8 protein-coding genes and 3 pseudogenes are annotated in these 11449 nt (G+C 68.9%); 4 read left to right on the forward strand and 7 right to left on the reverse strand.

Annotation, left to right across the window (positions count from 1 at the left end):
• The first annotated feature begins 425 nt into the window (after window positions 1–425).
• Window positions 426–1877 carry an FG-GAP-like repeat-containing protein gene (locus ABZV38_RS37305; RefSeq protein ID WP_356333015.1) on the forward strand — a complete coding sequence of 484 codons (1452 nt, stop codon included), beginning with the start codon at window positions 426–428 and terminating at the stop codon, window positions 1875–1877.
• 467 nt (window positions 1878–2344) lie between these two features.
• Here ABZV38_RS37305 and ABZV38_RS37310 read toward each other — a convergent pair whose 3' ends face one another.
• A complete protein-coding gene (locus ABZV38_RS37310; protein ID WP_356333017.1) occupies window positions 2345–2617 on the reverse strand; it encodes a hypothetical protein in 273 nt (90 codons plus the stop codon).
• Window positions 2618–2994: 377 nt separating this feature from the next.
• Complete coding sequence (locus ABZV38_RS37315; RefSeq protein ID WP_356333019.1) at window positions 2995–3231, reverse strand: hypothetical protein; 237 nt, start codon at window positions 3229–3231, stop codon at window positions 2995–2997.
• Window positions 3232–3410: 179 nt separating this feature from the next.
• Here ABZV38_RS37315 and ABZV38_RS37320 point away from each other — a divergent pair, with 179 nt between their 5' ends.
• Together ABZV38_RS37320 and ABZV38_RS37325 are read left to right on the forward strand one after the other, a co-directional pair.
• The gene (locus ABZV38_RS37320; RefSeq protein WP_356333021.1) at window positions 3411–3833 is read left to right on the forward strand and encodes a hypothetical protein; all 423 of its coding nucleotides are present in this window, start codon (window positions 3411–3413) and stop codon (window positions 3831–3833) included.
• An 823-nt stretch (window positions 3834–4656) separates the two neighbouring features.
• A complete protein-coding gene (locus ABZV38_RS37325; protein WP_356333023.1) occupies window positions 4657–6309 on the forward strand; it encodes a thiamine pyrophosphate-binding protein in 1653 nt (550 codons plus the stop codon).
• 275 nt (window positions 6310–6584) lie between these two features.
• Here the strand turns inward: ABZV38_RS37325 and ABZV38_RS37330 are convergent, their stop codons facing one another.
• The 4 genes and pseudogenes from ABZV38_RS37330 to ABZV38_RS37345 all read right to left on the reverse strand — a co-directional run.
• Window positions 6585–6731, reverse strand: coding sequence for a hypothetical protein (locus ABZV38_RS37330; protein ID WP_356333025.1), 147 nt, complete (start codon window positions 6729–6731; stop codon window positions 6585–6587).
• 457 nt (window positions 6732–7188) lie between these two features.
• Window positions 7189–8337, reverse strand: coding sequence for a PP2C family protein-serine/threonine phosphatase (locus tag ABZV38_RS37335; protein WP_356333027.1), 1149 nt, complete (start codon window positions 8335–8337; stop codon window positions 7189–7191).
• A 382-nt stretch (window positions 8338–8719) separates the two neighbouring features.
• Window positions 8720–8881, reverse strand: a pseudogene (locus ABZV38_RS37340) (ABC transporter permease); the annotation flags it as partial.
• Window positions 8878–9443 (reverse strand): annotated as a pseudogene (locus ABZV38_RS37345) (AAA family ATPase); the annotation flags it as partial. The pseudogenes ABZV38_RS37340 and ABZV38_RS37345, both read right to left, overlap by 4 nt.
• 2 nt (window positions 9444–9445) lie before the next feature.
• Between ABZV38_RS37345 and ABZV38_RS37350 the strand changes: the two are divergent.
• Window positions 9446–9553, forward strand: a pseudogene (locus ABZV38_RS37350) (DNA-binding response regulator); the annotation flags it as partial.
• Between the two features lie 348 nt (window positions 9554–9901).
• On the opposite strand, the gene ABZV38_RS37355 reads toward ABZV38_RS37350, so the two are convergent.
• On the reverse strand, window positions 9902–10870 hold the full coding sequence (locus ABZV38_RS37355; RefSeq protein ID WP_356333028.1) for a nitronate monooxygenase: 969 nt from the start codon (window positions 10868–10870) through the stop codon (window positions 9902–9904).
• Window positions 10871–11449 lie beyond the last annotated feature (579 nt).

Below are 11449 nucleotides of genomic sequence, written 5' to 3' on the forward strand. Positions count from 1 at the left end.
CCACTGGACCACCGGGCCACTCGACCGCACCCGCCACAGCAGGCTCGAACGACTCAGCTACCGACTCTCCGCGTGACGAATTACGCAGCAGAGTCCCGCTCGGCCTCAAAGACCAGTGACCATTGGTCAGGGTCGCCGAGGTCGTCGCCGCAGCGAGGCCGGCAGGGCCGCGTGGTCGGCCGTACCCAGGGCGGCGGGGAGGCGCGCGACGCCCTGCCGGAGTGCGGCGTCCTTCGCGGTCGTCCCGACCGGGGACGGTTCCGCGCAAGGTAGCGGCGATCCATCGCACGACATAGGGGCACTTTCTCATCGGGGCCGAGCACGACCTGTGCCGGGCGCGTACTGTCCCTCACCAGCACAACCCTCGGCGCCCTCCGGATGTCCCACAGGTGAACTGCACACCTCGGACACCCTTGGAGCCCCCCGTGCGCACACGGATTCGGACGTACGCCACAGCAGCCACCGTCGTCGCTGCGGCCACCGCCGGGCTGACCCTCCCGGCCACGGCCGCCGCTCCCCCGCCGCCCGCCAGCGACTTCAACGCCGACGGGTACGCGGACCTCGCCGTCGGAGTACCGGACGGCGCGGTCGGCGGCAAGGCGAGAGCCGGCTACGTCAACATCGTCTGGGGCGGCCCGAAGGGAATCGGCGCCCACGGCAGCATCCGCGTCAGCCAGTCCACCCCCGAGGTCCCCGGCACCCCCGAGGCGGGCGACCGGTTCGGCAGCTCCGTGGCCCTGGTGGACCTGAACGGCGACGGCGTCGCGGAACTCCTCGCCGGCGCCCCCGGCGAGGACGTCACAGGACGCGGCACGAACGCCGGCTCGGTCACCGCGGTGGGCGGCGCCAAGGGCGGTCCGGGCCCGGGCTCCGTGGTCGCCAACGGCCCGTCGGCGTCAGCGGCGTTCGGACTGGCGGTCACCGCGGCCGACCTGACCGGCGACGGCAGCAGGGACATCGTGGTCGGCGGCAAGGACAAGGTCGTCCTGCGGACCGCCGACGGCATCTCCACCACCGTCCTCACCGCTCCGATGGGCGGCCGCGCCCCCATCCTCACCACCGGCGACTTCACCGAGGACGGCACGGCGGACCTGGCCGTCGGGTACTGGACGAACACCCCGTTCACCCAGTCGCACGTACGCCTGTGGGCCTGGGACGCGACCGAGCAGACCATGGCCAACACCTGGAACACCGACAACGCCGGAGTCTCTGCCCTCGCCGCGGGCGACTTCGACGGCGACGGCCACGACGACCTGGCCCTCGGCGAGTGCCGGGAGATCGCCGACGAGAACATCGACGACCCGTGCGGCCCCGAGGAGATCGCCAAGGGCGGCGGCATCCACGTCCACTACGGCAACGCCACACCCGGCAGCTTCGGGTTCCGCAAGCAGACCCTCAACCAGGACACGGTCGGCGTGGCGGGCGTCGCGGAGGCCGGTGACCGCTTCGGCGCCGCCCTCGCCGTCGCCGACATCAACAACGACGGCCGCGACGACCTGATCGCCGGCGCCCCCGGCGAGGCGATCGGCGCCCGCGCGGGCGCGGGCGCCGCGACCCTCCTGTTCGGCGGCCCGACCGGCCTCGTCGACGCGTGGGGCGAGGGCCACTCCGTCGGGTTCCAGCAGGACACCCCGCGCGTGCCCGGCGTCGCGGAAGCCACCGACGCCTTCGGTGCCGCCGTCGCGACCGGCGACTACGACCACGACGGCAGGGCGGACGTGGCGGTCGGCTCCCCGGGCGAGAACGCCGGCTCGGGCGGCGTGTGGCTGCTGCCCCGGGCGAGCGTCAACGGCTCCTCCGCCTTCACACCCGCCAAGCTGGGCCTGCCCTCCCCGTCGAGCGCGCTCGCGTACGGCAGGTACCTCAGCAGCCAGTGACGGCCACCGGACCCGCCCGAGGGCCGGGTCCGGTTCACCGACGGCCCTGTCGCGAACCGTCGCGGCACACCCGGAGAACCCGGCGAATCCCGGGAACCTCTGAGAATCCCCTGAACGTCGCACCGGGCCGGTCCCGCTCGCGCAGCACGATCCGGCGCAGCCCTGACCGACGAGGGCCAGACCATGGCCAAAAGGGTCACGGGGACCGACCGCGAGGGACGACTTGCCCGAGGCGCTGTGCCCTCGCAAGGCCGGCGTGCGGCAAGCTCGGCCAGACGCTGCACCTCGGCCTGGCGCCAGCTGCGGGCGCGCGCCAGGTCCTGCTCACGGACGTGGTCGAGGAGGCGGAGTTGCTACAGCCTCGACACAGAATCGTCAGACGCATGTTCGATTACAGGGCCGGAAGCCAGACGGCGCCAAGCACCAGTGGCAGACACCCCAGCAAGGGGAACGGGGCCGGAAAACGCCTAGAACGGCGGGCAGCCCTCGCCCGAGATCGGCACGATCGTGAACTCACTCTCGTGAGCGTGACTGGCCGGCTCCTGGCGGACTCGACGCTCCTGGCCGTTTGGCATACACAGCCGCAGCTCGTCACTGTCGAGCAGGTCAAAAATCCGGCTCGTCGGGACACCGCGCAGACTGCCGCGCCAAGCGTCAGGCCCGGCCATCAGCTCGGCCTGAACGGGGATCTGCAGATGCCCAGCGACCAGCAACGCATCGCCGTGATACCGACTCGCCATATGTCCCACACTCCCGCCACCCCCGCACAAGGGCAACCGCACGCCCAGCACTGCGCCCCCGCTCACTCACACCAGCACTGAGCCCCCGCTCACTCACATAAGAGGAAGCGATCGCGGACGGGCCACCACACATACCTACCAGGAACAGAGCGGGGAACAGCAGCGCAAGACTGCTCGCGGTCCACGCTGCCACGCCGACCGCCACAGCCGAACCTGCCAGGACCGCAAGCAGCAGCCGGGCCGGTGACCAGCGCCACGGGCGGGCTCCGAAAGCCAGCCCTGCGATGATTTCTCCGGCCGAGATCATCGCGATCAGGACTCCGCTGTCCGCAGCGGTGCCCAGTGCCAGGGCGGCGGCCGGCACAGCAACGGCGAACTTACCCTGCCGCGTATCCATCGACGAAGTACTCGACGTCGCGGTCGAGCGGCTGGCACTGCAGGATCTGGCCCATCGCGTGCAATGCCCCATGCGGTACGCGATAGCTGTGCACGTACCACGAGTCGTCGGGCGCAGGCGGGACCACCTCGCGCACCTTGACCAGCTGCTCCTTGCTGATCGGGTGCTCGCTGCACAGTGATTCGTCTGCGCCGAAGCCCGACAGGACCCACATCATGCCGGGATCATCAGAAGGCACCGCCGCGGCTATATGTGGCATGTGTCGGCCCGTCTACTCGCCCTGGAAGGGTCAACTGAACTCAAGCATGAGTGGATCACGATCGTGGCTGAAGTACTCGGGTCGAGGTGAGTACTTGCGCTCTGGTCGGTGATGGGGTGAGCGGGAACGCTTGGGCCATGCGACAAAAACTACCGAAACTCGTTCTCCAGATGTTGGCGGTCCTCGTGCTGGCTGTGGTGGCGTCGGCGGTGTGGGCTGCCTGGCTGGGCTGGGACCAGCACCGTGACGTGCAACCTGACGGTACGACGACCGGCCCGTACGAGGCCTGGCAGGTGATCGGGCTGGTGCTGACTCTGCTGGCGCCGGTGTACTGGGCGGCATCCCGGCGCTACATCGCAGGCGCTGTGCTCGGCACCACGGTCGGCCTGACCGTGGCCGCCTATTACGACTGGTCGGACGACTCCAGCGGCCTCTTCATGGTCGGTGTGGGGATGGTCATGGTGGGGAGCCTCGTCGTGACCGCTGCCATCTCCGCCGTGATCGCCTCTGCGACACGAGAGGGACGACGGTCCGGCGCGGCACCCGGCGGTTGCCCATAGGGAGCGCAAGACGTGCTCCGAGGTCGGTGGAGTCTCAATGACCGAGTCAAGCCAGAGGCCCTCCTCCGTCGGGCTGAAGGCCCGTGGCCGGCCGCAGGACTTGAACCTGTGACCTCAGCCTGATCAGGTCGGTCCTGGAGGATCGTCCGTCTCGGAACTCGCTCCCGGCCTAGGTTGGTCGTCCACTGCGGTTCGGTGTCGATCGCCGCTGTCCGCGCCTGTTGGTGTCCGCCGCTGATGGCAATGGGCAGAGCCGTACTTGACCTACCTCGGCAGGACGGTTGTGCGACGTCCGCGCCCCTACAGGGACTTCACCGCAGGGCGGGCATCCGGCCGACGTAGGCCAGGATGTGCGCGAGCACTTCGCGCATGCGAGCCCGGGTCAGCCTCCGGTGCGCACAGGACAGCCTCAACCACTGGATCGGTCAGTTCCTCGGCTCTTGTCGGCGGCGAGGCTGTCAGGCTTCTTTGGGTGCCTTCCCGGCCCGAGCTTCGGCAGTTTGCCGTGTCGGCTTGTTGCTCGTATTCCCCCGGATCGACCCAGTGCGCCGGCAGAGGCCGGACGGCGCCCGTGAGCGCGACCATCCCCGCCCATGGGTCCCGATGTTTGCCCAGGTCAACGGGAGAGGCGAGGCATGACGGCCGAGGAAAGCCCGCGGGAGCGCTTCCGAAGGTCCGCACGGACTCTTCGCCCAGCTCCACGAAGGTGTCCTCGCACAGCCCGCACCCACCGATCACTCGCAGAGGAAGGGGTCGGCACCGACTCCGCCGGACAGTCGGCGCCCTGGAGTGGTGGTGCCGCCACAAGGAAAGGAACTTCCTCATGTCCACCACCGTGATCCAACACGTCCTGAATCGGCTGCAGGACATCGGCGTGCGTCACGTCTTCGGCGTCCCCGGCGACTACGCCTTCCCCGTCGACGACGCCATCGCCGAGCACCCGGAGATCCAGTGGATCGGCAGCTGCAACGAGCTCAACGCCGCCTACAGCGCCGACGGCTACGCCCGCGTGCACGGCATCGGCGCCGTGTGCACCACCTACGGGGTCGGAGAACTCAGCGCTATCAACGGCATCGCTGGCGCGTACACCGAGCACCTCCCGGTGTTCCACCTGGTCGGCATGCCCAAGATGCCTGTCCAGGCCCACCACTCACTCGTCCACCACACCCTGGGCAACGGCGAGTTCGACCTCTTCCAGAAGCTGTCCGGGTCGGTGGTCTGCGCGAGCGCCATCATGACACCACAGAACGTCGCAGCCGAGACCGAGCGCCTCATCGCGGCGGCGCTCTATCACCGCCGCCCGGTCTACATGGCCTTCCCCGCCGACCTGGCGGAGATGCCGGTGGTCGGCAATGCCCAGCCGATCCCCGCGCCGGCCAGCGACCCCGCGCAGGTGGAGGCGGCCGTTCAGGCAATCGCCGACATGCTCGGTCCGGCCAACAGCGCCTGCGTCCTGCCCGGCATCCTCACCGCCCGGTCGGGCCTCGGCCCGAACCTCCAGCAGTTCCTCGAGGCCACCGCACTGCCCTTCGCCACGATGATGGCCGACAAGGGCGTCCTGGAGGAGGACCAGCCCGCGTACGCCGGCATGTACGACGGCAAGCTCATGAACGAGGGCGTCCGCCGCTTCGTCGAGGACAGCGACGTCGTCGTCCTGGTCGGCGCGCTGATGCACGACTTCAGCACCGGGGCGTTCACCGCCAACCTCGACCCCGGCCGCACGATCGATATCAGCCACCACCACGTCAGTGTCGACGGCATGACCTACCAGAGCGTGGAGATGAAGGACCTCCTCAGCGCCCTCGCCGAGAAGCTCCCCCGCAAGCAGTGGCCGCACCCGTCGGTCGAGGTGACCCGTATGTCCCCGGCAGGCGGCAGTGGCGACGACTCCATCACCGCCGAAAACCTCTACCCCCGCTGGGAGAACTTCCTCAGGTCCAACGACGTCCTGGTCGCGGAGACCGGAACCGTGTCCATGGGCCCGGCCTTCGCCCGGCTGCCCCGCGGCGCCACCTTCCAGAACCAGTCCCTGTGGGGCTCGATCGGATGGGCTACCCCCGCCGCGGTCGGCGCGGCCATCGCCGCTGCGGACGACCAGCGCGTCGTACTGGTCACCGGTGAGGGGTCCCACCAGCTCACCGTTCAGGAAATCGGCCAGTTCGGACGGTACGGCCTGCGCCCGATGGTGTTCGTCCTGAACAACCACGGCTATCTGATCGAGCGCCTGCTCTGCAAGCACCCAGACATCGCCTACAACGACCTGGCCAACTGGCGATACTCCGAACTGCCGAAGGCCCTGGGCTGCGAAGACTGGTTCACCGCCCGCGTGTCGACCCTCGCCGAACTCGACCAGGCCATGGAGACAGCGGCGAAGGCCGGCACCGGCTGCTACATCGAGGTCATGACCGACACCTACGCGGCACCGCCCCTGGCCAACCAGCTTCACGAGAACATCGACACGCTCTACTCCGCGTAAACCGAGCGCCCAGGCGCGGACACGGCGCTTCGTGCAGCCCCGTCGGCAGATCTACCGATTCCGCGAGGCTCACAGGCTGCCGCACCAGCCGGCGCCTGGCCCTCACCGCACCGCAGTGGGGGCCAGGCGCGTTGCGCGGACCGCGCAGAGGTAGCGCGCGACGTCTCCTGGTTCACTGAGCCGAGGCATCGCCCGCTACGCGATGTCCGAAACTGTTCATCGGTCCGGGCTCCTCCTCTCAGGCGTCTTCCCTGAGCTGCCCGGTGATCGAATTGTCACGAACTCTCGGTGAAGCGGACGGACCAGGCGTAGCCGCTCAAGCCGTCGTGCGGGACCCTCCGTACTTCTCTGACCTGGCAACCGTCGTGGGCATACTTGCGGGCGAACCGGTCGAGGCGCTGCGCGTCGGTGAGATCCTCCATGGACAGCGGTGCTCCAACAACGAGGTCTTCGTGAAGGACTGAGTCCGGCGCGGCATCGTCCGAGCAGGCCGAGCAATGATGTGTTTTGGGTAGGGGCATACGATCCAGTGTCCTCCTAACCTGGATGCTCCGACGTTCACAGCGCGAATGGCCGCCCTACACAGCGCCTTGGCCGGCCCGGGCAGAGGGCACCGGTCGCTGATCCGGACGAGTCGATGATGGCCGTCTGGGGGTCCGCACCCCACCGACATGGGCGCTCCGAACCTCGCACTGTGCTCGGCCCGGAACCAGCGGCGTCCTCGACGTAGCCCGCCCCCGGGGTGGCCGGGTGATAGGAATCTTTGGCTCTGCCCGCGATTCCGTGAACGGACGTATCGGCTTCCGATCACCACTCGCGTGCTGCATAGCTCCTGGTCAACCCGGGATTCTGGTGCTTCTGGAGCCGCGGCAGCAGCCGTCAGGGGCGGTGATCTCCATGGCAGCGTCCCGGATGGAGAATGGGATTGCGGTGGATGGCGATGACGGCGGCGTCGTCTCCCAGTCGTCCGCCTACGTGGGCGAGGAGGTCGCATCGCAGGTGGTGCAGGAGTGTCTCCAGGGGGCTCTCGGTCCACTGGGCGGCCCGTTCCGCAAGCGGGTAGAAGTCGCCGCCTCGGTCGCGTGCTTCGATGACGCCGTCGGTGAAAAGGAGGAGGGCGTCTCCGGCCTCGAATGCGAACACGTCGGTGGTGTAGCCCGCCGGTCCCATCTCGCCGATCCCCAGCGGGGGCGCGGGGTGCAGACTCGGGACGGTGACCGCATGTCCTTGGCTGAGCAGCAGGGGCGCAGGATGCCCGCAGCTGGTCATTCGGCTGATGCGGCGCTCGTCGGGGATCTCCAGCAGCAGGGCTGTGACGAAGCGTTCCCCGGCCTGATCCTCATCCTCCGGCTCGACGTCGGCGTGGTAGCGGGCGACGCTCTGATCGAGGGCCGCGGCCAGTGTGGGCAGGTCGTTGTACTGGTAGGAGGCCTCGCGGAAGGCGCCGAGCAGGAGGGCAGCTTCTCCGATGGCGGCCAGACCCTGACCCCTCACGTCACCGATCATCACCCGGGTTCCGCCTTCGATGCGGGTGGCCGCGTACAGGTCACCTCCGATCAGGGCCTCGTCCTCGGCGGCCAGGTACAGGGAGGCGATCCGCAGCGGGCCGATCCGAGCCGGGAGCGGCCGCAGCAGTACGTTCTGTGCGGTTTCGGCCACCGACCGCACCCGGGCGAGCTGTCGACTGTGCCGCTCGCGTATCAGGCAGAAGAACACGATCAGGGCTGAGAGCATCGTGAGAGCGCCGATCTGTACCAAAGCGTTCCGGGAGGTCAGTACGCCGGAGTGCAGGCTGATGTATGCCTGGGCTGCCACGGCCAGGAGCCCGATCACTCCGGTCAGCGCAGGGCCCTCGAATGAGGCAGTGATCGCGGGCGCGATGACCAGCAGCGGTCCCAGATAGATGTCTTGCGGGAGCAAGATGTCCACGGCCGTGATCGCGGCAATGAGCACAACGGGAATCACCAGCAGCGCATGACCCGGCCGCCATGACTCCCTCAGACCCGCAACGCGTTCCGTGAGACCCACGTCTTCCACAGTGCACCCGCTCGCGGGCGGCTGACCACTCGTGCCAGGTGCGGTCGATCAGGTCGATGCGGGTCGTCGCGGGTCTCGGAACCCCACTCAGTACTGGCCATCCGGTACCGGGATGTGAGGGACAGCTGGTCCAGGGCACCTGACCGACGTGGGGCGTGACTCGGTTGCCCAATCGACAGAACGCTCTCCGGACACTCTCCGGCGCCTGTTGAAGCATCAACCGAATGAAATCGCGGGGTATCACTCAAAAAGCACCATCATTCGGCACAGTCCAAGCCGACGTCGCCGGCTGTCAAATCAAGGAAACGTCACCACGGGCGTCATCGTCTGCCATCCCCAATCACGAAGGGCGGCTCCTGCGGACAGCGGCATTGAGGTTGGCGCCGATGATGGCCAGGGCGCTGAGGCCGAGCACCCAGGGCGTGGAGCGCAGTGACCAGAGCTTGATCCACTCGGCGGCCAACAGATCGCGGAACCGGCCACGGGGCACCGTGGCGGTCCGGGGTGCGTCCGGGGCAAGAGTCAGGGTGGTCATCGGTGCTCTCCTGCGAGGTATTCGACGCTGTCGGCGGTGAGTTCCATGAATGCCTCCTCCAGGGAGGCGGTATGGGTGGTCAACTCCTGCAAACGAGCCGGTGTTCGAGGGCCAGTTCACCGATCCGGGTCGCGTCGAGTCCGGTCACGGTGAGCGTGCCGTCGTCGTCGGGGTGCACGGTGGCGCCCGCGGCGGTCAACACGCCTGTCAGCGCGGCCGGTTCGGGCGTACGGGCGGTGACGTTCAGCCGGGTGGTGCGGGCGGCGAACTTCGCCACGCCTGCGGCGGCGATCAGCTTGCCGCGACCTATGACGATCGACTGGTCTGCGGTGTTCTCCATCTCGCTCGTCAGGTGGCTGGAGACGAACACCGTCCGGCCCTCGGCCGCGAGGCGGCGGAAGATGCCTCGCACCCACAGCACACCCTCCGGGTCCAGCCCATTGAGCGGCTCGTCGAAAAGCAGCACCGGCGGATCGCCGAGCAGCGCGGTCGCGATGCCGAGCCGCTGCTTCATACCGAGCGAGTACCCGCCGATCCGGCGGCCCGCGGCACCGGCCAGCCCACACCGTCAAAACGTACGTGACGCGGCTGCTCTCCAAGCTCGACGCCCTCGACCGCGTGCAACTGGTCATCCTCGCGTACGAGACGGGCCTGGTGACGCTGCCCCGCTGAGCAGCGCACCCATCGTCGCGCGCCCCCAGGCCGCCGCGTCCGGCTCACTGATCTTGCAGGCCACCCGTCCGATCGACCTCCGATGGCATGCACTCAACGTTCGCTGTCACGGGACAGCGGCAACGAGCGGTGCCTGTCCGGTCTCGGGGTGGGACTTCGCCCAGGAGCGCCTGCTGACGACGTCGACTCGCGCTGCCGGGGGTGGCAGCGGCCGCCAAGAATTCCCCACGTACGGCCAGTTGCGATGGTGACCAGGAGTGATGAGTATCTGGCGCTTGGGTACGTCGCTGCCGGATGGCCCCGTTGGCGGTGTAGACCGATCGTGCCCGCGCCTGGCGGGCCTCTCGGTCAGTGTTTTCCCGCTTGCTTCAGGGCGTCCTCGGCCTGTGCGGCCAGGGCGGCGACGAGTTCGGCGGCGGGGGGCAGGTCGGTGATGTCGGTGATGAGGTCGACCGCCTCGCCGGCCCATACCGGCAGCGGGGGCACCTCGCCCCGCGCCACGTCTTCTTGATACGCCTGTTGCGCCTGGGGATCCGCGGCGAGTTCCGCTTCCCGGCCGCGGCATTGGTCGAGGTAGCGATGGGGCAGGGCGCGAGCGGTGTACCGCGAGGGCCACTGGGAGCCGCGGGCGATGTCCAGGACGCGGTTGCGCTCGGTGTCCTGTCCGCGTCCTTCGACGATCGCGGTGGCGATCGACGGGTGGACCAGGGCTTCTGCCGTGGCCTGGAAGCGGGTGCCGATAAGCGCCCCTGCGGCTCCCAGGGCCAGGGCCGCGGCCACGCCGCGGCCGTCGGCGATCCCGCCGGCCGCGAGCACCGGCACGGGTACCGCCAGGTCCACCACCATCGGCACGAACGGCAAGGTGGACCGTCCGTGCCGGGCGCCATGTCCACCGCTTTCGGTGCCCTGCGCGACGATGACGTCGGCGCCCATGTCCACCGCCTGCCGCGCCTCCTCCAGATCGGTGACCTGAATGATCAGAGCCGCGCCCGCCCGGCGGATGCGCTCGGCGAACGGGCCCGGGTCTCCAAAAGACAGCATCACGGCCCGTGGGCCGTGCTCCAGCACCCGCTCCACCACGCCGGCATCGATCCCCCAGGTCAACAAGCCGACCCCCCAGGGCCCGGTGCCCTGGCTCACGATGGGCAGCTCACGGGCCAGCCAGTCCGGATCCCCGTACGCAGCACCCAGCAGCCCGAGCCCGCCGCCGCGCGAGACGGCCGCCGCCAACTCGCCACCGGCCGAACCCCCCATCGGCGCAAGCGCGATCGGATGCCGCACACCGAACAACCTGGTGAATGCCGTCGACAACGTCATGACCGCCATCATGGCCCTGGCCGCCACCCAGGGACAGCCCTGAGGACGCCCGGGGACACGTTGTGGGCCGCCGGGCCCGACGCGAAGGTGTGCACCCCGGTCCCCGGGGAGACCGCGGCATTCTTCGCCCGCCGCTTCACGCACGAGACGGTCGACGCCATCGTCTGGCGCCGCGCGCGCAGGGCAAGGACTTCGGGCAGGCTCAGCAGTGGGGCCGGCTGCCCGCGGTGTTGCGGGGGCCATAGGGAAGAGGAACCGGAACGCTCATGGTGCCGGGCCTGGACGATGAAAACCAGATTTCGGCGGGCGGGATTTACCGCAGGATTGCCGCCACTAGCCGACAAGAATCCCACCGAAGGTCCCACTCATGACGCTCAGCCCCACGCCTGCCCAACTCCGCTGGCAGGAAGCCGGATCGGCCTCTCCCTGATCACCAACGTGAATTGACCTAGGCGGCAACACCGTTGCGTTTGAGCCTTGAGCGGCAGGTCAAGCCCTGGTGAATGACGCAACGGGACGTCCTGATAGATCAGCTTGTGTCGAGCAAGAAGATCATCGGGAGTCCCGTTGCAGGAGAAG

The sequence above is a fragment of the Streptomyces sp. NPDC005181 genome (assembly GCF_040608395.1).
Taxonomy (GTDB): domain Bacteria; phylum Actinomycetota; class Actinomycetes; order Streptomycetales; family Streptomycetaceae; genus Streptomyces.